Consider the following 21,151-nt stretch of genomic DNA (forward strand, 5'->3'; position numbering starts at 1 on the left):
GGGCCACCCCGAGCCGGCACAGCCGCAATGTGGAAGTTCGCGCTCAGGCGGATCCTCCAGGCCGCCGCCACGGTGATGGTGGTGCTGACCATCGTCTTCGGCCTGATCCATGTCAGCGGCGACCCGATCGAGGTGCTGGCGCCGCCGGAGATGAACCAGATCGACCGCGCCCATCTGCGCCAGACCCTGGGCCTCGACCAGCCGATCTGGGTGCAGTACGGCCGGTTCCTCGAGGGCCTGGTGCACGGCAATCTGGGCGTCTCGTACTACAGCAACGTGCCGGCACTGCCGCTGGTGGCGGAACGGTTTCCGGTCACGCTGAAGCTGGTGCTGCTGGCCGTCGCGATCGCGACCGTCGCCGGCATACCCTTCGGCATCCTGTCGGCGGTCTACGTCAACTCGCCGCTCGACGATCTCTTGCGCTGGATATCGGTGCTGGGCTCGTCGGTGCCCACATTCTTCCTCGGCATCCTGTTGATCTTCGCCTTCAGCGTCGAACTGAACCTGCTGCCGGCCTCGGGCGCCGGCTCGTTCGCGCATTACCTGCTGCCCGCGGCGACGCTGGCCTTCTTCCGCATCGCCCTGTTCACCCGCATGATCCGCAACAGCCTGCTCGACTCGCTGAGCGAGGACTACGTGCGCACCGCAAGGGCGAAGGGCGCGGGCGAGCTGTCGGTGGTGATCCGGCACGCGCTGAGGACGGCGCTGATCCCCTTCGTCACCGTGTTCGGCCTGCAGTTCGGGCAGCTGCTGGCGGGCGCGGTGGTGACCGAGACCATCTTCGCCCTGCCCGGCATGAACCGGCTGGCGCTGAACGCCCTCTATCGCCTCGATTTCCCGGTGATCCTGTCCTACATCGTCATCGTCGCGGTGCTGTTCAACGTGATCAACGCCATCGTCGACCTGACCTACGGCTTCCTCGACCCACGGGTGCGCGATGAGCGGTAGACAGCGACGGCTGCCGTGGCTCTCGCTCGGCGTTCTTGCGGTCCTGGTGGCGTCGGCCGCCTTCGCGCCCTGGATCGCGCCGCACGACCCGGAGCGGCAGAGCCTGCTTGCCCGCTTCACCCCGCCCGTGTGGATGGCCGGCGGCGACTGGAGCCACATCTTCGGCACCGATGCACTTGGCCGCGACCTGCTGTCGAACGTGATCTTCGGCCTGCGTATCAGCATCCTGGCGGGCTTCCTGGCCGTCACCATCAGCGTTGTGACGGGGGGGCTTCTGGGCCTGCTCGCGGGCAGCCGGAGCGGGCGCTGGCTGGACAGCCTGATCATGCGCGCGGCAGACGTGCAGCTGTCGCTGCCCGCGGTGCTGATCGCGCTCGGCGCCCTGGCCCTGTTCGGCCGCGGGCTGGGCAAGGTGATCCTGGTCATCGGGCTGGTCGGCTGGGCACAGTACGCGCGGCTGATCCGCAGCAGCGTTCTGGTCGAGCAATCGAAGGACTATGTGGCCGCGGCCGAGGTCATCGGCGGCTCGCGGCGGCGCGTCCTGTTCCGGCACATCCTGCCCAACGTGCTGGGGCCCATGCTGGTTCAGGTCTCGGTCGACATTCCGCGCGCGGTCGAGCTCGCGGCCACCCTGTCGTTCCTGGGCCTCGGCGTGGCGATCACCACGCCGTCGCTCGGCCTGCGCATCTCGGAAGGCTACCAGTACCTGCTGAGCGGCGTCTGGTGGCCCTCGATCATCCCGGGCCTGACCCTGGTTCTGCTGGTGCTGTCCGAGAACCTTGTGGCCGACTGGATACGTGATAGGCTCGATCCGCGCTATGACCTGAAGCGGCGCTGACACGGAACCGGCCGCCCCGAGCGGCGGCCCGCGGCGCCGGCCATCTCTCAGATCCCCGCCAGGAAGGTCGAAGCCATGCCCACCGAGATCGCCTCCGACGTTCTGGAAAGCGCGGCGCGGCGCGCCGTCGCTACCCGCCGCGACCTGCACCGGCATGCCGAGCTGGGCATGATCGAGTTCCGCACCGCCAGCCGCGTCGCCGCCCGGCTGGACGAGCTGGGCTACCAGGTCAGGCTGGGCCGCGACGTAATGGACGCCGACGCCCGCCACGGCCTGCCGCCCGCGGATGAGGTGCGGAGGGCCTTCGCCGCCGCCCGTGAGGAAAACGGCGCCAACGCCTATCTGCCGGCCATGGAAGGCGGCTTTACCGGCGTGGTCGGAATCCTCGATACCGGCAGGCAGGGCCCAACGGTGGCAATGCGGGTCGACATGGATGCGCTGCCGATCCGCGAGGCGCGGGGCGAGGACCACCTGCCGGCGCGCGAGGGCTTCCGCTCGGCCCGCGACGGCGTGATGCACGCCTGCGGGCACGACGGGCACACGGCGATCGGCCTCGCCGTGGCCGAGCTCGTCGCCGGCATGGGCAAGGACCTGCGCGGCCGGATCAAGTTCCTGTTCCAGCCCGGCGAAGAGGGCGGACGCGGCGCCCTGCCGATGACCAAGGCCGGCGTGGTCGACGACGTGGACTATTTCGTCGCCATCCACCTGGGCGTCGGCGTGCCCAGCGGCACGCTGCGCACCGCGGTGACCGGCCATCTCGCCAGCACGAAGATGGATGTCAGCTTCCACGGCCGGGCGGCGCATGCCGGCGGCTGGCCGAACAATGGCCGCAATGCCCTGATCGCGGCATCGCACGCGGTGCTGGGGCTCTATGGCATCGCCCGCCATCGCGACGGGCGGTCGCGGGTCAATGTCGGCGTTCTCAGGGCGGGCTCGGGCCGCAACGTGATCCCGGACGAGGCGACGATGCTGGTCGAGGTACGTGGCGAGACCGAGGAGATCCTGCACTACATGGTCGAGCGCGCCCGCGCGGTGATCGCCGGCGCCGCCACCGCCGAGGAGGTCGAGCATCGCATCGAGCTCATGGGATCGACCACCACGGCGTCCTCGGACGCCGCGCTCGCCCAAATCGTGGCGCAGGCGGCGCAGGCTGTGCCGAACCTCACCGTCGTCACCGACCCGCACGTCACCGGCGGCAGCGAGGACGCGACCTACTTCATGCGCCGCGTCCAGGAGCGCGGCGGGCAGGCCATCTATTGCGTGATCGGCACCGACCTGCCGAGCGGGCATCACACCCCGACTTTCGACATTCAGGAGCGCGACCTGCCGGCGGGGATCCATGCCCTGGCGCTGTCGCTGGCGCGACTGACCGAGCAGCCGCCGCGCGCTTAACGGCGCGGGCCGCATGGGTCACGCATCCGGCGGCGTCGCGGCACGGGCATGAAACCGCTCGATCAGGCGGCCGACATAGGGGTTGCCCTGCGCCGCCGTCGGGTCTGCGGTGACCGCGGGGGCGGTGCGCGCGATCTCCTCCCAGAAATGGCAGGCAACGCGATGCGTGCCCCTCTCGAGCGGCGGCTCCTCGCTGCGGCATCGTCCTTGCGCGAACGGGCAGCGGGTATGGAAGCGGCAGCCGCGCGGCACGTTCATCGGGCTGGGCACATCGTCGTTCAGGATCATGCGCGCGACTTTCGCACGCGGGTGCGGGCGCGGCACCGCCGAAAGCAGGGCGCGGGTGTAGGGATGGCGCGGGGCCGCGAAGAGAGAACCCTTGTCCGCCAACTCGACGACCTTGCCGAGATACATCACGGCGACCCTGTCGGCGATGTGGTTCACGACCGCGAGGTCGTGCGCGACAAACACATAGGTCAGCGCGAACTCGCGCTGCAGACGCAGCAGCAGGTTGATGATCTGCGCCTGCACCGACACGTCGAGGGCGGAGACGGGCTCGTCGCAGACGATCAGCTTGGGCTCGACCGCGAGCGCCCGGGCGATGCCGATGCGCTGGCGCTGGCCGCCGGAGAACTGGTGCGGGTAGCGCCGGGCGTGGCCGGGCGACAGGCCGACGATCTCCAGCAGCTCGCGGACTCGCTCGGCGCGCCGGGCGGCGTTGCCGAGGCCGTGGATCCGCAACGGCTCGGACAGCGTGCTTTCCACGGTCATGCGCGGGTTCAGCGACGAGTACGGGTCCTGGAAGATCAGCTGCAACCGCTTGCGTGCGGCGAGCCGTTCCTCGTGACTCCACGCGAAGACGTCCCGCCCGGCGAGATAGACGTGGCCCGCCGTCGGCCGCAGCAGCCCGACCATCACCCGTGCCAGGGTCGACTTCCCGCAGCCGCTCTCGCCCACGACCGCCAGGGTTTCCGAGCGCCGGACGGAAAAGCTCACACCGTCGACCGCCTTCACCAGGACGGTGTCAGTCTGCAGCCAGCCCTTCCCGATGCGGAAATGACGCTGCACGTCCTCGACCGCGAGCAGGTCCGCTGTGCCGCCGCGTGCCCTGACCGTCATGTCAGTTGCTCCAGCGGGGCCCGCCAGCAAGCGGACCAGTGACCGGGCTTGACCTCGTTCAGCGGCGGCGATTCACGATGGCACCGATCGACCGCGAAGGGGCAGCGCGGATGGAATCGGCAGCCGCCGGGAGGGGTCGCGGGGTCGGGAACCTGCCCGCCGATCGAGGGCAGACGCGCGACGCTGCGGCCGAGCTTCGGCGCCGCCGCCAGCAGGCCGACGCTGTAGGGATGTTGCGGATTGTCGAACAGGTCGATCACGGCCGCCCGCTCCACCAGCCGGCCCGCATACATCACCACCACCTCGTCGGCGACCTCGGCCACCACGTTCAGGTCGTGCGTGATCAGGATGATGGCCACCTGGTACTCGTCCTGCATGCGGCGGAGCAGATCGAGGATCTGCGCCTGCACGGTCACGTCGAGCGCGGTCGTGGGCTCGTCGGCGATCAGCAGGCTCGGGTTGCAGGCCAGCGCCATGGCGATCATCACGCGCTGGCGCATGCCGCCCGACATGCGGTGCGGATAGTCGTCGACGCGGCGCTCGGGATCGGGAATCCGGACCCGGCGCAGCATCTCGATCGCCCTCGCCCGCGCCTCCCGGCGCGAGTCGGCGCCGTGCAGGCGGATCATCTCGATGATCTGGTCGCCGACCGTGTATGCGGGGTGCAGCGAGGTCAGCGGCTCCTGGAAGATCATCGAGATCTCGCCGCCGCGCAGCCGGCGCATGTCGCGGCCCGGAATCCGCAGTATGTCGCGGCCGTTGAAGACGACCTGGCCACTTGTGACGCGGGCCGGCGGCGTCGCCAAGAGCCGGGTGATGGCGAGCGCAGTGACGCTCTTGCCCGAGCCGGACTCGCCGACCAGCGCCAGGGTGCCACCGCGCCTCACGGCGAGGCTCACGTCCTCCACGACACCGATCTCACCCTCGTCGGCGCCGAAGGACACGCTGAGATTCCGCACGTCGAGGAACGGCGTCGTGGTCTCGCACCCCTGAATCGGCGCCGTGCTGGCGATAGGTGGCATCGGAACGGCTTCCTCAGCGGTGCGGCAGGCTCGCTTGGCCGGCCAGGTCCATCCCAGCCTGCCCTTCGGCGACGACGCGAAACTCTAGACCAGCCCCGCGCGTGCCGGAAAGGCTGGATCCGAGACTTCGGCAAGGCCGGATTCCTTGCGTCCCGAGCGCCGCACACATCCCGTCCGAGCGTCCGGCCGACCGGCGTTCAGCGTCAGCGCGAAGGCTCGTGCAGCGTTTCCGCGAAGAGCTGCAGAAGCCGCTTCCAGTGACGCTCGGCGCCCTCGGGATGGAACACCCGGTGGTCCGGCACGGCCCAACCGTGCTCCATACCGACATAGTTCTCGATCACGTGATCGACCTCGGCCTCGCGCAGGGCCTGCGCCAGCCGCGCCGACTGCTCGGGCGGAAAGCTGCGATCGACGCCGGCGCAGCCGACATAGACGCGGCCCCGGATCTGCGCGGCGCGCCGGTGCGGGCTGTCGGATGCCTCGCTGGCGAGGTTGCCGCCGTGGAAGCTGGCAGCGGCGGCGATGCGGTCCGGGTAGGCGGCGGCCGCTGTGAGTGCCCGCGCCCCGCCCATGCAGTAGCCGACAACGCCGACCGGACCCGAGGCCCCTTCGCGCGCCAGCGCGTCGAGAAAGGCGGCGCTGTCGCGCTCGGTCATCGCCTGGGTCGTCGTCTGGACCATGCCCATGATCTCGGCGCGCCGCGCCTCGTCGGAGAAGGCGGTGGCCGCATCGAAGGGACCGTATGCGCCCATGCGATAGAACAGGTCCGGCACGAGCACCACGTGGCCGGCCAGGGCCAGGCGCTCGGCCATCCGGTCGAGGGCGGGCCGCGGGCCGAACGCGTCCATGTAGAGGATCACGCCCGGATTGGACTTGGCCGCTGCCGCCGCCCCGTCCGGCACGAACACGCCGGCGCCAGTTTTGCCATCGCCGGTCTCGACGAGAATGTCTCGCTTGGTCAATGGATTCTCCTTTCGCATGCCGCGCACCAGACCGTCGCGCTAACCGGACAGGATGGTCCGGGTTGGCCGGCGGTCAAAGACCGGATAGGCCGTGCCTCTCTCGGCGGCGTTGAAATGGCCGGAGTGGCGGCGGCAGCGATTGCGCAGGCGACAGGCCCGATCGGGTTTTGATACTCGGATTCCCCCCGGAAATCCCGGCTCTCGCAGGCGACGATCGTTCAGGGGCAATCGCTGGTCATGACGCGCCGCGCGGTTGATCGGGCTGAGCCGGAGCGGAACGCGCGAGCGATCCGCCTGCGCGGTAGCCGATCCTTGCGACGGATCTACGCGGTCGCGGCAGCGCGCTCCGGCTCCTGCACGGTCAGCACCCGCGCGAGGTCGAACAGCCGCCGGCGCTGCGGTTCCGGGATCGCGTAGTAGGCGCGCACCAACTCCAGCGCCTCCTTGTCGGTAAGGATATCGCCGCAGGCCTCGCCCGTTTCGCTCGTCTGCCCGGCTAGTCCCTCGAAGAAGAACGCCACGGGCACTCCGAGCACCCCGGCGATGTCCCACAGACGGCTGGAGCTGATCCGATTTGTCCCCGTTTCGTATTTCTGGATCTGCTGAAACCTTACTCCGACCTGATCCGCCAGCTGCTGCTGGGTCACTCCGCTCATCCAGCGCGCCTGACGCACCCTCTGGCCCACATGCACATCGACTGATCTTGGCATGGTCGAAATCCTCGGCTACCCGCCCTTGCGGTCCCCCGCTGTGGGTTCATCATCGCCGGCGCAACGATCTGTGCGATTCGTTGGCTCGCCCGATCCGGAAAAAAGGCGCCGGGCTTCGGGCCCCGGCGCCGACTCGGAACGCGACTCCAAACATGCCTGCAACGGCAGACAACGCATGCGAACCTGATCAGGGGAACCTGCCGGATCCGTCACTCTGCACCGACACCCCCCAAAGGGTCCGGCACAACAGTAGCCGCCGCGTGAACGGCCGCTGTATAAATCGTCACACCTTACAAAACGGCCGGGAGGCCGGGCTTCGCTGCGAACGGCGCCGGGGCCGCCAAGGCGGGGATGAGGAACGCGCGTCTTCCACGCGCAGGCCACCGAACGCGCGGGGCCCGCGGGACGGCCCGAGCGGGCCGGCAACATCGATCCCTGCCCTCAATCGCCGCAGAATTTGGCGCAGAATATCGGCGATGCTGCGCTTGAACTATACCTGCCGTTGAACCCTGTCATCTGCAGAGCAAGCACAAGTTGAATCCAAATTGCTGGAGTTGAATGTGGCAACTTTGTGTTGACTTTACATCGGCTTGGAGTCATTCTCTCGCTTCATGTAGGTATTCGCTCACCTGTCATCTTGTCTGTATTTAAGAAAGTCAGGCTTTCAGTTTCACCAAACCGTAAGTAACCGGCGACTCCTTCCACAAGGAGCCCGGAAATCTCCGCGTAGCGTGCTCCCCGACATATCAAGTTATCGGGAGTTCGCATGACGTCGCACAGGCAGACGGACCTGGTCCTCGTGGGCGCTACGTGCAGCGCCCCCGCGATCGCGACCGAGCGATCCGCAGAGCCGACGGGCCGCGCGGCGAGGTGCCCGATCTGCCGCCTCGACCAGTTCCTGAGGGACGACCGGGGCGCGATGACCATCGAGTTCGTCCTGTGGGTGCCGTTCATCGTCGCGCTGCTCACCATCGTGATCGATGCCACGACGCTTTATTTCACGCACACCGAGATGTGGAACGTGGCCCGCGACACCACGCGTCGCATGGTCGAGGGGTCGATCCTGACGGTGTCCGGGGCCGAGGCCTATGCCGCCAGCGCGATGAAGGCGCCCGACTACCCGTACTCGATAAAGGCGTCCTACGACGTGAACAACGGAGCGCAGGTCACGATCTCGCTCGCGGTGCAGGACATGTCGATCATCAGCTACTTCTCCCCCCTGACAATCTTCGGCACGACGATCGTGGCCCGGGTTGTGATGCGGGTGGACCCGAGCATTCCTTTCCAGACCACGGGTTGATCCGATGCCAGCAATTCGCCAGTTCCTGAAAGACACAAGGGGCGCCGTGACCGTCGAGTTCACGTTACTGGTCCCGTTCTTTCTGTTGCTGATGATGTTCTTCGCCGACGCAAGCGTCCTCTACCAGACCAATTCGGAGATGTACAACGCGGCACGCGACATCGCGCGGCGGATGGCGACAGGCGAGCTCGCGACCGTCCAGCAGGTCCGCGACTACGCGGCGTCGCATCTCTACCTGCACGACCGCTACTACGTCATCTATCCCCATTTCGGGAGCAACATGACGCTGACCATCGCGGTGGCGGTCGACCAGGCCGTCTTCTTCGGGACGTTCTTCCGGCCGATCCTGGGAAAGACCATGACCGCCAGTTCGACCATGCGGCGCGAGCCGCGCCTTTGAGCAAAGGGGATAATGGTCCGATGACCCGTCATCCACGAGCCGAAGGAGACCTCGCTGTATCGAGCGCCTCTCTTGGACGGTTCCTGCGCGACGAGCGCGGCAGCTTCACCCTTTGGTCCCTGGTCTGGTTCCTGCTCTACGCCGCAATCGGGGGGCTTGCGGTCGACGTCACAGACGCCTTCCGCAACCAGTCGATGCTTCAGTCGACCGCCGACGCCGCGGCGTTGGCCGGGGCGCTTTCGCTGCCGAATCAAACCGACGTGGTCGACCAGGCGACGGCCTATGCCCGCATGAACATGAACCCCGACACCAACGGCGTGGTGCTGCCGGATGCGGAGGTCCATGTCGGCACCTGGGACTTCGGCACGGAGACCTTCTCGCCCGGCGGCTCGCCGCCGAACGCCGTGGACGTCATCACCCAGCGGGCTGCCTCGAACGGCAATCCGGTGCTGACCAACTTCCTGCGCGTTATCGGACTGCGGCGCTGGGACGTGAACGCCGAGGCCATCGCCGTGCGCGGAGTCTCCGAGTGCAGCAATAACGGCCTGATCGCCGGGGACGTCCTCGACCAAAGAACCTCGAATGGCTACTACAACGACATTTGCATCCACGGCGTCAAAGGCATGAAGCTGCGGCAAGCGAACTATTTCGAGCTCGGCACCGCGGCGAGCACGACCTGCAGCAACTGTCTCGGGCCCTACACCCTCGCAGATACCATAGCCAGCAATCAGGGCTTCGGCGACGCCTGGGCGGCGGGCGGCGAAGGCGCGCCACTGTTCCCACTGGACGCCTATGCGGTCAACGACTACGTGAACGTGCTGAAGTCCCTGCCCAGCACGCTGAGCTATAGCAGCATGGTCCAGACGGACGGCGAGATCTACGCAAAGTGGGCCTACCTCTACCATCCGGACGGCTCGCCCCCGGCCCTCTACCAGGGATCGACACTGCCCGCGACGCTGAACCCTTACACGGTCTACAGCATCAGCTGCACCAGCCAGATCGGCCTGCCGAGCACGCCGGTCCGCAACGCCGCGATCATTTCCACCTGCCCCATCCAGGTGCCGTCGAGTCAGACCGTCGACATGCAGGACGTCGCAATTGCGGTGGACTGGCATCCTGCGGACAAGACATATCAGGGTATCCACTTCGCCGCCGGCGGAAGCTTCGGCAACGGCGTTTGCGGCAGCGGCGGCAAGGCGGTCGAACTCTATACCAACGGCTCCTCGGTGCTGTTCGCCGCGTCCGGCCAGATCAGGAACCTGCGCATCGTCTCTGGGTGGGATGTGACGTGGGCGGCCCAGGCCGATGGCAGGGTCGGCGCCTCGGTCGAGGCGGTCGATGACATCATCATCCGCACCCAGTCCAATTTCGGCTTGTGCCCGAACACCGGCGTGCCAAACGGTCCGCACAAGTGGACCTACCGGCTGGTGCGCTGAGCCATGCGGGGCGTGGGAGCCCGGACAGAGTTGGGCCGAAATCCTCTCTGGCGGTGCATCGACGGCTCGTCGCGGATACCGGGCGTCGCTTGAGAACCGATTTGCGTAAACTCGATAGAACCAGTCGCTTTTTCGTGGCAAATCCGACGGGCTACTCCGTCATGCGCAGGGCCGATGATCCTGCCGGGACAAGGAGAAACGCGCTATGTTTGCCTTCTATTTTCGCATCCATCCGTGGCACCGGATTTCGCTTGGCGGGCTTGTCTACGCCTTCGTCGCGACGGCGATCCTGGGCACGCTGACCATCGAGCAGGCAATCGGCTTGCCCATCGGCGCCACGGTCATGTGGGCGAGCGGCTGGGCCGCCATCGGCATGTGGAGCGTCGTTCGGAGGAATCTCGGACAAATCCGCACGCTGCGCAACGCATAGCGAGTCCGCGTGACCGAGGTGCATAGTTCGCAGCGCCAGGCCGGGCGGCCACGCGATCGGGATGGGCCGATCGTCTGCTATGGCTCGATTTAAAGGTCGATGTGCCGAATTGGGTTGGCGACGGCGGACTGTGTAACGTCACACGGATGAGAAATTCGGCCATGACTTGCTGTCGGAGATTCATCTGATCTTCAGAAAGATTCAAGCCGATATGCGCGTCTGTCTCTTAATTGCGGGACACGATTTCTCTCCAGCGGGCCGGCTCATGGTGGCGGGAAGCGTATTTTCGTAAGTCCCGATGAATCGGGCCGCGGTGCCACCGCGTTGACCGAAGTCCAGAGAATCTCGGGGGGTGCAAATGTTTGTCTTGCGATCTCACGAGCCGGAGCCCGGCTCCGGTCCCGCGCCCGACCAGGAGCGCCTTCGCATAGTCCGGGAGGCGGGCGAGCCCGGCCCGGAGGGCGCCGACCGGGACCCGCGGCATGCGACGGGGCGCGAGATTGGAGCCGCCGGCCCGCGGCAGGCACCGGCCGGTCAACCGCGCGGCGCCTCGATGCCGATGCCGCTCTTCGCCGCCGCCTTCGCCGTCAGGTTCGGCGGCGCCACGGCGGCGTTCGAATGCCCGAGGCACTTCGCGGATGTCCAGGCGTTGATCGACAGGGTCGGTGCCAGCGTCGACAGGGCCCGCGATTGCATGGACTGGCAAAGCATTGCGCTGGTGCACGGGCTGCTGGACGACGCGCGGATGCTGCTGGAATCTGCCAAACGCGACCACCAGCGGCCCCAGGCGCCCTGGGACCATGCCCGCGCCTTTGCCAAGGCCGACACGGCGCTGGGCTACGCCCGCGCAGCGCAGATCGCCCAGTCGCGGTGCACACATCCGTGAGCCACCGCCCGGTGCGTTCCTGCACGCGGCCGGATGCTTGCTCCGCCGCACTGATGGGATCGCAGCCTCGAGGCGGGGGCTGTACGCTGACACCCCCCGCGCTGCACAGGGCCGCCCCCGCGCCGGCTATGCCGACATCGTGGCGCGGGCCTTCGCGCGCCCCTGATACCGAGCAGCTGCCGCCCCGGAGCGTGGTTCTGACCACCCTCGCACGAACAACCTCGCCGGAACGCCGGGTGGGCAATTCCGAGCCCAGGGACCTTCGCGGGCCGGGAATCGTGGGCGCAGGGCTGGCGCGGCGCCGCGAGGCTGCATTAGGATCCGACTCCGGATGACCGACACGCGGGGCGGGATGACTGGCGGATACGCATTGGTGCTCCATGGCGGTGCTGGGGCGGTCTCGCCCGAGGCCGCCGAAGCGGAGGACGGCCACCAACGGGGCATGCTCGCGGCGCTGGCCGCCGGGCGCGCCGTGCTGGAGGCCGGGGGGCCGGCACTCGACGCCGTGGTCGCGACTGTCAGCTCGCTTGAGGACTGCCCTCTCTTCAATGCCGGGCGCGGCGCCGTCTTCAACGCCGATCAGTGCCACGAGCTCGACGCCGCGGTGATGGAGGGGACCGGTCTGCGAGCCGGCGCGGTCGCCGCCACCAGTCGCATACGCAACCCGGTGCTGGCGGCGCGGGAGGTCCTGCGCGCGGGACGCAGCGTGCTCCTGGCGGCCGAAGGGGCCGAGCGCTTCGCCTCCGGGCGCGGGCTCGAGATGGTCGAGCCCGACTATTTCTCGACGCCCCAGCGGCTGCGCCAGCTCGAGTCGCTGCGCGCGCGCGACCGCAGCGCCCAGGCGCTGGACCACGACATCGCGCTGCGGAAACCCGGGGAAACTGAAGGGCACTTCGGCACTGTCGGCGCGGTGGCGCGTGACCGCGCGGGGCACTTGGCGGCGGCGACCTCGACCGGAGGCATGACCAACAAACAGGCCGGCCGGATCGGCGACACGCCGGTGATCGGCGCGGGCACCTATGCCAACGACCGGACCTGCGCCATCTCGGCCACCGGCACGGGCGAGCATTTCATCCGAGGCTGCGCCGGCCACGATGTGCATGCGCGCATGCTTTATGGCGGCCAGCCGCTCGAGGCGGCGATGGCGGCCAGCCTCGCCGAGTCGGTCGCTCCGCTGGGGGGCAGGGGCGGCCTGATCGGCGTCGACACCCGAGGCAATATCGCCATGCGGTTCAACTCGGACCGGATGTACCGCGCCTGGGTGCGCGAGGGCGAGGAGGGCGCCTGGGCGATCCTTCCCGACTGAGCGTGCTGGCCAGCGGGTCGGAGGTGACGCCCTCAGGAGCGCAATCGGTAGCGGTCGGGCTCGGCGAAGACATCCATCAGCCGGGCGCCGGCGAAGAGCTGTGCGGCGTGCGGGGCGCCGGCAGGAATGTCCCAGGTGTCGCCAGGCCGGCAGGTGCGGGTCTCGCCGTTCACTGTCAGTTCGATCCGCCCCTCGAACAGCGCGCCCCATTGCGGCCCGTGGCTGTGCTCGGGGACCTCGACATCGTGGTGCACGGTGAAAAAGACCACCAGCCCGGCCTCGGAGCGCACCGCGTTGAGGCTGATCCGCTCCTCGGGGAACGGCACGTCGAGCCCGGGAAAATCCCGCATGAAATCCGGATAATCCATCGTCTCGTCTCCCTTCGCCCGCGCCTCCGGCGCGGTCCGCCCATATAGCCTTGTCCCGCCAACCAAACGCAAGGTTGCGTGCGGAGTCGGCGCGTGCCGTATTGCCAGGCGCGGCGATCCGCATAAGCTCGACTGCATCGATGGGCGCAATTCGGGGAATGATCCTCCTTTTCTCCGGGGACATCGGCGGGTGCAAACGATGGCACAGGAACCGTGGCAGCTGACCGGGAGCGGTCCAGAAAGCTACGAGCGCTACCAGGTACCGAGCGTCTTCGCCCCCTTGGCGAGAACCTTCCTCGGCCACGTGGCGCTCAGGCCCGGCGAGCGTGTGCTCGACGTCGCCTGCGGCACCGGCATCATCGCCCGTGAGGTCGCGGCGAGCCTTGGTGCGCGGGGCGCGATCGTTGGACTCGATTTCAACGCCGGGATGCTCGAGGTCGCCCGCCGGTGCGCGCCCCGCGGCGGTGCCGCGATCGAGTGGCGCCACGCAGACGCTGCAGCGCTGCCCTGCGCCGACGACGAGTTCGACGTCGTGCTGTGCCAGCAAGGGCTGCAATTCTTCCCCGACAGGGCCGCGGCGCTGGGCGAAATGCTGCGGGTGCTCAAGCCAGGCGGCAGGCTGGCCCTGTGCGTGTGGCGGGGCACCGAGCACAGCCCCTGCCACGCCGCGATCTCGGCGGCGCTGCAAAGGCATGCCGGCGCCGACATCGCCCGCCGTTTCGAAGCCCCGTTTCGCTTCGGCGACCGGCGCGCCCTGCGTGCCGTGATCGAGGATGCGGGATTTACATGTCGAGATCGCAACCGATGCGGTGTTGCGCCGCCTGCTGCCCGCTGCGGAATCGGTGCCGGGCATGCTGGCAAGCACCCCGGTGGGGCCGGACTTCGCGCGACTCGGCCCTCAGGCACGCGCGGCGGTCGTCAGCGAGGTCGACGCCGCGCTGGCCGATTTCCGCGACGGCGACGGCTTCGTGGTGCCGCAATCGACCCACGTCGCCCGGGCCGTCAAGACCTGACGGCGACGACGCGCGCCGGGAGTCGGCATGGCCGACACGTTGCCGACAAACCACGCTGCGGCAAAGGCACACTGTAAAATATCATTGAGCCCGCCGGTTCGGATTAACCGCGCTTCCGTCCTGCAAATATAGTAAATGGAACCACTGTCCCGATAGCGTCATCTTTCTGCTTTTAACGCACCGTTAGCATTTCCCGAAAGACACGGCGCGTTTACCAGAATTTCATGCCTTCACCCAATCTATCTTGCATCGCGGCACCGACGAGACTTGTTGGAGAGAGCGGATGGCGATGTCGATGGAGAAAACTCCTCCGGGGCGGCGGGCGGCCCGGCAGAGCATGGCGCAACTGCGCGACAGGAATCGGGCCCGGCGTGCATTCGCCTGAGCTTCGCTGGGGAGGCTTTTCTCGACCCATGCCGGTTTCCTGAGCGGCCGCGCGCAGGTGCCCGACATCGCCTCGCGCCCAGCCACACCAATCATCGAAAAGGCCAGGCACCGACAAGATCGCCTGCCATCATCCGGAGTGAGCCTCGATGCACGCCGAGACGACCGTAATCTTCCAGGCCGGCGGGGCGCGCTTCGCGATCCGCGGCGACGAGGTTGTGCGGATTCTCGCCGTGCCGCGGCTCAGCGTGCCCCCCGCGGCACCGCCGGCGCTTGCCGGCTTCTTCGCCGAGGGAGACGAACTCGTCTGCACGCTCAGGCTGAGCGTCCTGCTCGACCTGACCAACCCCGAGGAGCCGGGGCTCTACGACCACCTGATCCTGCTGCGCCGCGACGCGCCGCGGATTGCCCTGCTCGTTGACCGGGCCCAGTCGGTCCTGGAAGCCGGCAAGCAGGAGCTGAGGCCGCTGACACAAGGCCTGACGCATCGCGAGTTCATCACCGCCCAGCTCAGCCGGGACGGCGAGACGATTCCGCTCATCGACACGGAGCGCCTGATCTCGGAGTTCGAGCGGGGCTGCGTCGCGCACTTCCTGGCCGAGGAGGAACGCCGGCGCAGAATCTTGGCTGAGGCTGAAGCGTGAGCGTCGCGCGCCATCTGGCGGCACCGGCGCAAACCGTCTCGCCGCTCGAACGCATCGCCGCGGAGGTCGTGCGGCGCACCGGGCTCGAGAACGTGCAGACGCGCCGAGAGTTTCTGGCCGAGAAGGTACGCCAACGCCTCGGCGCGCTGCGGCTCAGCACCGAGGCAGACTATCTCGCATGCCTGCTCGCACCGGGCAGCGAGGACGAGTGGGAGGCCCTGCTCGAGGCGATCAGCATCGGGGAGACCTCGTTCTGGCGCTATCCCGCGCAGTGGGAGGCGATGCGCGACGTCGTCCTGCCGGCGCTTCGCGCTACGCGGCGGGGCAAGCCCCTCCGGATCTGGTGTGCGGGATGCTCGACCGGCGCCGAGCCCTATTCGCTTGCCATCCTGCTGCGCCAACACGAACCGAATGTCGAAGCCGGGGCCGTCGAGATCGTCGCAACCGACATCTGCGGCGCGCGGCTGGCCCGGGCCCGCGCCGGGCTCTATTCATCGTGGGACCTGCGCGCCATCGCACCAACGCTGCGCGATGCGTGCTTCATCGCCGAAGGGCCGCGCTGGCGCCTGCGCGAGGAATACAAGCAAGGCGTCCGGTTTCACCGGCACAATCTGGCCGAGTTCGCGGCTGGCGGCGCCCCCGCGGAGCCTGGCCCTTTTGATCTCATCCTTTGCCGCAACGTGATGATTTATTTCCAGACGGACCTAGTGCGCCGCCTTCTGCGGCGCTTCCACGCCTGCGCGGCCGACGGCGGCTGGTTCCTGACCGGCCACGCCGAATCCTATCTCGAGATCGTCAGCGTGTTCGAGCCGGTAGCGACCGAGCAGGTGACGCTCTACCGCAAGCGGGCGGTCGCCGCACAAGCCACGCAGGCCGCGTGGTCAAAGCCCGCAGCGCGGGCGCAGGTCTCGGGAGAGTCGGCGGCCGGGCGTTTGTGCGGCCCGGTCAGAAAGTCGAGGCCGCGGGCGCAGTCGGGCGCGGCAAGCCCCGTGTCTGCCCCGGCTGGGCCGGAGGCTGGCGTCGCGCGGCTGCACAGGCTCGCCGACGCGGGCCAGTGGAGCGAGGCGGCATGCCTGGGCGAGCAGCTTGCCGAGCGCGACGAATTCAACGCGGAGATCCACTTCTTCGTCGCGCTGGCGCACACGCATCTGGGAGATATCGCGGCTGCCGAGGCTGCGTTTGGGCGTGCGCTTTATCTCGATCCGGACTTTGCGCTGGCCCATTTCCATCTCGGCATGACCACCGGCGCGCGTCGGCGCGAGCGGGAGGCCGCGCGCTGCTTTCGCAACGTGCTCTCGAGCCTCAGGGACCTGGCCGACGAGGCACCGGTGCGTGCCGGTGACGGCGTGACCGCGGGCGACCTTCGGCAGTACGCCCGGGTCCAGCTTGGCGAAGCACCGGGGGCGCCAGGATGACTCGCGCGCCCGCCGGCATGGACGCGGCACGCGCGGAGGCGACCCTCGACGCGCGCACCGCCTGGCTCGCCGCCGGCGCTGCGGCCACCCCGACAGCGGCTCGGGCCATGCCGGGCGCCCTGATCGCCTCGGCCGGCGGCCAACGCTTCGCCCTGCCGTTCGACATGCTCGCGCAGGTACTGCCGCCCCGACCTTTGCACGCCTTGCCCTTGCGCGACGAGGCCGTCACTGGCGCCGTGCACGAGCGCGGGCAAATCTGGATCGTCTACGCACTGGCGGCCCTGCTTGGCGCGATGGAAGCCGGTGCAGGCTCAGGGCCGATACTGCTGCTGCGCGGCGCGGGACGGCCCGCCGCACTCCAGGTCGACGCGCTGGAGGGCGCGGCCACGATCGACGACGCCACGCTGTTCGAGCCAGGCAGGCCCGGCGCTCCAGCCAGCGGCGGCCTGGTCCGGCAGGCGACCTCGAAAGGCCTCATGATCCTTCACGAAGCGGCGCTGCGCGAGCGCCTCGAACAGACACGCAGGAGCGCCTCATGAACATCAATATCGGCACGCGGATAATCATTGGATTCCTTGTGGTCCTTTCCCTTATGGCCGGGCTGGCTGTCTATCAGCTGGTCGCGATGGGCCAGTTGCGCGCGAGCATCAACGCCATACTCGAGTCGAACCTGGCCGCCACGCGGCTCATCGGCGAGGCATCGGCCTCACAACAGGGAATGCGGGTGCAGACGGAGCGCGCTATCGCGCTTCACTTCATGGCGTCGCAGAACACCAGCACGCAGTCCCCCACGGTCGCACAACAACTTTGGGAGTTGAAGCGGGCCGCGACGAAAGGCGCGCTCGAGCGGCTCATCGCCCTATCGAGCACGCGCGAAGGCGAGGCGAAATACCTGGCGAACGAGGCGCGCTGGAAAAAAATAGCGACCGACGCCGCGCAGGCCCGGACGACGTTAAAGGAAAACGCCCAAATCGTCGCGACCGTCTTCGACGCGCTCAACTCCGGCCAGGTTGGCAAGTTGGTGGACCGGCTTCAGGTGCTCGACGAAAATCGCCAGCGGTTCAGCAATGAGATGGACAAGCTGAAGGCGGATGTCGACCAATCGGCCCGCGCCGCCAAGACGACAGTCAACCGGACGTACCAGGATGTGCGGCAGATCTTCATGTTCGCTCTCGGAGCGGCGATCGCCGCCACGCTGTGCGCCATCTGGCTCCTGCACCGGACCATCGCGCCGCCGCTCGCGGAACTGGTGGCCTCGGTCGAGCGGGTCGGCCGCGGTGACCTGACCCGGCGCGTGCGCGACTTCGGATCGGACGAGATTGGACGTCTCGGGCGCCAGATCAACGACATGATCGACAGCCTGGCGAAGACAACACGACAAATCGTGTCGGCGGTTTCCAATGTCAGCGGCGCAACCTCACAGCTCGAGGCCTCGGCGGCGCAGCAGGCCGCGAGCGCCAACCAGCAGCGCGCGGCGGTGCAGGAGATCACCTCGACGCTCAGCGAGATCGCTCAGTCCGGCAGCCAGATCTCGGAGCGGGCCAAAGACGTGGCATCCTCCTCCGAGATGACCTTGAGCGCGTCGGAGGCCGGGCTGGCGGCGGTCGGGGAGACGCACAGCATCATGGGCAAGATCGGCGAGCAGTCCGAGACGGTCGCGACGAACATCGTCTCCTTGACTGAGAAGACCCGTTCGATCAGCGGCATCATCAGCACAGTCAACGACATCGCCGAACGCTCGGACCTGCTTGCGCTCAACGCAGCCATCGAGGCTTCGGCCGCCGGCGAGCCGGGGCGCAGCTTCACCGTCGTCGCCGACGAGATGAAGAACCTCGCGGCCCAGGCGAAGGAGGCGACGGGCCAGGTCCAGGCACTGCTCAACGACATCCAGCAGGGGATTGCGACCTGCGCAATGCAGACAGAGGAGTCGGTGAAGCGCACCGAGCTGGGCAAGCAACAATCGGCGAAGCTCAAGGAGTCCATCGAGCGCCTGGCCGAGAGCATCAACGTAAACGTCCAGGCGTTCGAGCAGATCATCGCCGGGACGAACCAGCAGCAGATCGGCGTCGAGCAGGTGACACAGGCAATCAAGGAGATCAGCAGCGCCAGCGGCGAAGTCGCTGAGGGCACCCGCGGCCTTCAGGGTGCCGCCGTAAGCTTGAACGCCCTGAGCGCGCAATTGCGCAGCTCGGTCGAGGGTTACGTGGTCACATGAGGAAGCCCCTCGGGTGATAGATCTGCAGCAAAAGTTGCTCGCGGCCTTCGATGCCGAGCACCGCGACCACCTCGAGGCAATACGAGCCATGCTCGACGCCTGGGAAGAGGCAGGGAGGAGCAGCCCGCCCCACTTCGTCGAGCTGCACCGGCGTCTGCACAGCCTGAAAGGCGCGGCACGCGCCGTGGACATGCTGGCGGTGGAACAACTGGCGCATACGCTCGAGGGCCTGGTCCAAGACTGGCAGGCGGGCACCGCGCCGATGGATACCGGTGCTACGAAGACGCTGCGCCGCGCGCTGGACGCGATCGAGGACGGTGTCGTCGCCACGATGGCGGGTACGGATGGTCCCGACTTCGACGAGGTGCTTGCCGCCGCGCGCGCCTGCCGCACTGCGGGCACCGCCACCGCGCGCCCGGGTCAGGATGCGCAGTCGCAGGGGGGGGCCGAGACCGGCGCGCGGGAAGCGACCAACACGGTGTCGAAGGCGGCCTCTGCGAGGCAAGCCGAACCTGCCAGAAGCACGCCTGACGGAAGCGGGCAGAGCAAATCCAGACCATCCGCTGCAGGATTGCCGGGGGAGATATCCGCGGACCAAGGCAAGATACCCGACGCCGACCCGGCCCGCTTGCCGACACTGGCCCGCGTGGAGATGCGCCACCTGGACGCAATCGTGCAATGCTCATCCGAAATCATCTCCAATCTCGCCGCGGAAAGCCGAATGTTCGCCGATATCCGAACGGCCCACGAGCTTCTGGCGGCCGTGGAGAGCCCTTTCTTGAAGCTGCCGCGCGAGGCGCGAGCCGAGACCGACGCGTGGTCAGGCCCGATCGGTGCAGCGGGCGTGGCCGATCGCTTGCAGCGGGTCGCCGAACTCCTGCGCGACGCGGTGCGGCGCCAGCAGGACCACGCCTGGCGTGTGCGCCGGATGGGACGGGTGCTGCAAAGCCAGGTGAGGCAACTCCAGACCATACCGGCCGACGTCGTCTTCGGCGGCACGCGAAAAATGGTTCGAGATATTGCGCGCGCCGAGGGCAAGGAGGTCAGGGTAGCCCTGCGCGGGCTGGATACGCCCGCGGACCGAACGGTGCTCCAGCGCCTCAAGGACCCGGTGCAGCACATGCTTCGAAACGCCGTCCACCACGGGATCGAACCTCCCGAGGAGCGGGCCCGCCATGGCAAACCTCCGGAAGGCGTGGTCTCGCTCACTTTGGAAACGCGCGGTAGCGAGCTGGCGGTGACCGTGGAGGACGACGGCCGGGGCGTCGATCGTGCCCGGGTGCTCGGGGCTGCGCGCCGCAAGGGCCTGCTCGAGTCCGTGCCGGACACTGCTGTCAGCGACGCGGCCCTGAACGAGCTGCTCACCCATCCGGGACTTTCGACGGCGGAGACGGTGAGCGAAGTCGCCGGGCGAGGCATCGGGCTTTCGGTGGTGGCGGAGGCAGCGGCGCAGCTGGGGGGCATGTTCAGCATCGCCGCGCATGCGCCACACGGCACCCGCAGCACCCTGCTGGTGCCGACCTCGGTGCTGGCCATGCGCTTCGCCCTGATCGAGTCGGGCGGCGAGACGAGCGGCATTCCGGTCAGCCGGATCGTGCGCATCCACCGTATCGCAAAGGCACGAATCGAGACGATCGATGCGCGCGCCCATGCTCTGGTGGACGATTCCCCGCCAATGGCCGTAGCGGCGCTCACCGACCTGACCGGCCGAAAGCTCGAGCGGCCGGCCAAGGACAAGGCATCGCTGACCGTCGTCGAGCTCAAGCTCGCGGAAATGCGCTTCGGCGTCGTCGTCGACCGGGTCATGGGCGTGTTCGAGGGAGTCATGCGAAGCCTCGAGGTCAATCCGGAAAAGGCCGGCTGCGTCGCCGGCGGGCTCGTTCTGGAGGCCGGAGCGGTCGTCCCGGTGCTCGATGCCGCCGCCCTTCTGTCGAGCTATCTCGGATCCGAAACCGGCTGCGGCCTGAACACCGCCCGCGCAGAGCCCGACCGGACGCGGCAGACCATCCTGATCGTCGACGACTCGATCACCACGCGCACGCTCGAGCAGAGCGTCCTGGAGGCCAGCGGCTACCAGGTCCGGGTGAGCGCGGACGGCGCCGATGCGCTCAGACGGCTGCGCGCGGAGGGCGCCGACCTAGTGATCTCGGACGTGGAAATGCCGAACCTGGATGGCTTCGGCCTTATCGCCGCGATGAAGCAGGCGCCGGAACTGGCGCGCATACCCATCATCCTGGTCACTTCACGCAAGGACGACGCCGATCGCCGGCGCGGTCTCAAGCTGGGCGCCAGCGCCTATGTGGTCAAGCAGCGATTCAGCCGGGCCGAGCTTCTCGAAACCGTCGGACGCCTGCTGTGACCGG

At 68.0% G+C, this 21,151-nt stretch carries 20 protein-coding genes; 15 read left to right on the forward strand and 5 right to left on the reverse strand.

Features of this window, described 5'->3' with window-relative positions; all coding sequences use genetic code 11:
* The first annotated feature begins 27 nt into the window (after positions 1-27).
* From AC32QD_RS14600 to AC32QD_RS14610, 3 genes are all read left to right on the forward strand, one after another.
* Positions 28-948, forward strand: a complete 921-nt coding sequence (locus tag AC32QD_RS14600) for an ABC transporter permease (RefSeq protein ID WP_492011240.1) — start codon at positions 28-30, stop codon at positions 946-948.
* Positions 938-1,786 (forward strand): ABC transporter permease, encoded by an 849-nt coding sequence (locus AC32QD_RS14605; RefSeq protein ID WP_492011241.1) that lies wholly within the window; start codon positions 938-940, stop codon positions 1,784-1,786. The genes AC32QD_RS14600 and AC32QD_RS14605 overlap by 11 nt, the downstream gene beginning before the upstream one ends.
* Before the next feature lie 75 nt (positions 1,787-1,861).
* Entirely contained in the window at positions 1,862-3,178 is a 1,317-nt protein-coding gene (locus tag AC32QD_RS14610; protein ID WP_492011242.1) for an amidohydrolase, read from the forward strand.
* Positions 3,179-3,196: 18 nt separating this feature from the next.
* On the opposite strand, the gene AC32QD_RS14615 is transcribed toward AC32QD_RS14610, so the two are convergent.
* The 4 genes from AC32QD_RS14615 to AC32QD_RS14630 form a co-directional block, all read right to left on the reverse strand.
* Complete coding sequence (locus AC32QD_RS14615) at positions 3,197-4,297, reverse strand: ABC transporter ATP-binding protein (protein WP_492011243.1); 1,101 nt, start codon at positions 4,295-4,297, stop codon at positions 3,197-3,199.
* A complete protein-coding gene (locus AC32QD_RS14620) occupies positions 4,294-5,319 on the reverse strand; it encodes an ABC transporter ATP-binding protein (protein ID WP_492011244.1) in 1,026 nt (341 codons plus the stop codon). The genes AC32QD_RS14615 and AC32QD_RS14620 overlap by 4 nt, the downstream gene beginning before the upstream one ends.
* A 203-nt stretch (positions 5,320-5,522) precedes the next feature.
* The gene (locus AC32QD_RS14625; RefSeq protein WP_492011245.1) at positions 5,523-6,281 is read right to left on the reverse strand and encodes a dienelactone hydrolase family protein; all 759 of its coding nucleotides are present in this window, start codon (positions 6,279-6,281) and stop codon (positions 5,523-5,525) included.
* A gap of 323 nt (positions 6,282-6,604) precedes the next feature.
* Positions 6,605-6,991: a helix-turn-helix domain-containing protein gene (locus tag AC32QD_RS14630; RefSeq protein ID WP_492011246.1), complete on the reverse strand. Its 387-nt coding sequence runs from the start codon at positions 6,989-6,991 to the stop codon at positions 6,605-6,607.
* Positions 6,992-7,757: 766 nt separating this feature from the next.
* On the opposite strand from AC32QD_RS14630, the gene AC32QD_RS14635 reads away from it, so the two are divergent.
* The 6 genes from AC32QD_RS14635 to AC32QD_RS14660 all read left to right on the forward strand — a co-directional run bounded on the left by AC32QD_RS14635 (position 7,758) and on the right by AC32QD_RS14660 (position 12,749).
* A complete protein-coding gene (locus AC32QD_RS14635; RefSeq protein WP_492011247.1) occupies positions 7,758-8,291 on the forward strand; it encodes a TadE/TadG family type IV pilus assembly protein in 534 nt (177 codons plus the stop codon).
* 4 nt (positions 8,292-8,295) lie between these two features.
* Entirely contained in the window at positions 8,296-8,691 is a 396-nt protein-coding gene (locus AC32QD_RS14640) for a TadE/TadG family type IV pilus assembly protein (protein ID WP_492011248.1), read from the forward strand.
* 20 nt (positions 8,692-8,711) lie between these two features.
* Positions 8,712-10,127 (forward strand): TadE/TadG family type IV pilus assembly protein, encoded by a 1,416-nt coding sequence (locus tag AC32QD_RS14645; protein WP_492011249.1) that lies wholly within the window; start codon positions 8,712-8,714, stop codon positions 10,125-10,127.
* 205 nt (positions 10,128-10,332) lie between these two features.
* The gene (locus AC32QD_RS14650; RefSeq protein WP_492011250.1) at positions 10,333-10,557 is read left to right on the forward strand and encodes a hypothetical protein; all 225 of its coding nucleotides are present in this window, start codon (positions 10,333-10,335) and stop codon (positions 10,555-10,557) included.
* Positions 10,558-11,110: 553 nt separating this feature from the next.
* Positions 11,111-11,443, forward strand: coding sequence for a hypothetical protein (locus AC32QD_RS14655; protein ID WP_492011251.1), 333 nt, complete (start codon positions 11,111-11,113; stop codon positions 11,441-11,443).
* A gap of 331 nt (positions 11,444-11,774) precedes the next feature.
* A complete protein-coding gene (locus AC32QD_RS14660; protein ID WP_492011252.1) occupies positions 11,775-12,749 on the forward strand; it encodes an isoaspartyl peptidase/L-asparaginase family protein in 975 nt (324 codons plus the stop codon).
* Positions 12,750-12,781: 32 nt separating this feature from the next.
* Here the strand turns inward: AC32QD_RS14660 and AC32QD_RS14665 are convergent, their stop codons facing one another.
* A complete protein-coding gene (locus tag AC32QD_RS14665; protein WP_492011253.1) occupies positions 12,782-13,117 on the reverse strand; it encodes a cupin domain-containing protein in 336 nt (111 codons plus the stop codon).
* 199 nt (positions 13,118-13,316) lie between these two features.
* On the opposite strand from AC32QD_RS14665, the gene AC32QD_RS14670 reads away from it, so the two are divergent.
* From AC32QD_RS14670 to AC32QD_RS14695, 6 genes are all read left to right on the forward strand, one after another.
* Positions 13,317-14,207 carry a class I SAM-dependent methyltransferase gene (locus AC32QD_RS14670; protein ID WP_492011254.1) on the forward strand — a complete coding sequence of 297 codons (891 nt, stop codon included), beginning with the start codon at positions 13,317-13,319 and terminating at the stop codon, positions 14,205-14,207.
* Between the two features lie 456 nt (positions 14,208-14,663).
* Positions 14,664-15,158: a chemotaxis protein CheW gene (locus AC32QD_RS14675; protein WP_492011255.1), complete on the forward strand. Its 495-nt coding sequence runs from the start codon at positions 14,664-14,666 to the stop codon at positions 15,156-15,158.
* Entirely contained in the window at positions 15,155-16,573 is a 1,419-nt protein-coding gene (locus AC32QD_RS14680) for a CheR family methyltransferase (protein WP_492011256.1), read from the forward strand. The genes AC32QD_RS14675 and AC32QD_RS14680 overlap by 4 nt, the downstream gene beginning before the upstream one ends.
* Positions 16,570-17,112, forward strand: coding sequence for a chemotaxis protein CheW (locus AC32QD_RS14685; protein WP_492011257.1), 543 nt, complete (start codon positions 16,570-16,572; stop codon positions 17,110-17,112). Before AC32QD_RS14680 ends, AC32QD_RS14685 begins: the two co-directional genes overlap by 4 nt.
* Positions 17,109-18,788, forward strand: coding sequence for a methyl-accepting chemotaxis protein (locus AC32QD_RS14690; protein WP_492011258.1), 1,680 nt, complete (start codon positions 17,109-17,111; stop codon positions 18,786-18,788). Before AC32QD_RS14685 ends, AC32QD_RS14690 begins: the two co-directional genes overlap by 4 nt.
* Positions 18,789-18,801: 13 nt before the next feature.
* The gene (locus AC32QD_RS14695; protein WP_492011259.1) at positions 18,802-21,147 is read left to right on the forward strand and encodes a hybrid sensor histidine kinase/response regulator; all 2,346 of its coding nucleotides are present in this window, start codon (positions 18,802-18,804) and stop codon (positions 21,145-21,147) included.
* The last annotated feature ends 4 nt before the right edge of the window (positions 21,148-21,151 follow it).

This window comes from Thermohalobaculum sp. (assembly GCF_058622915.1).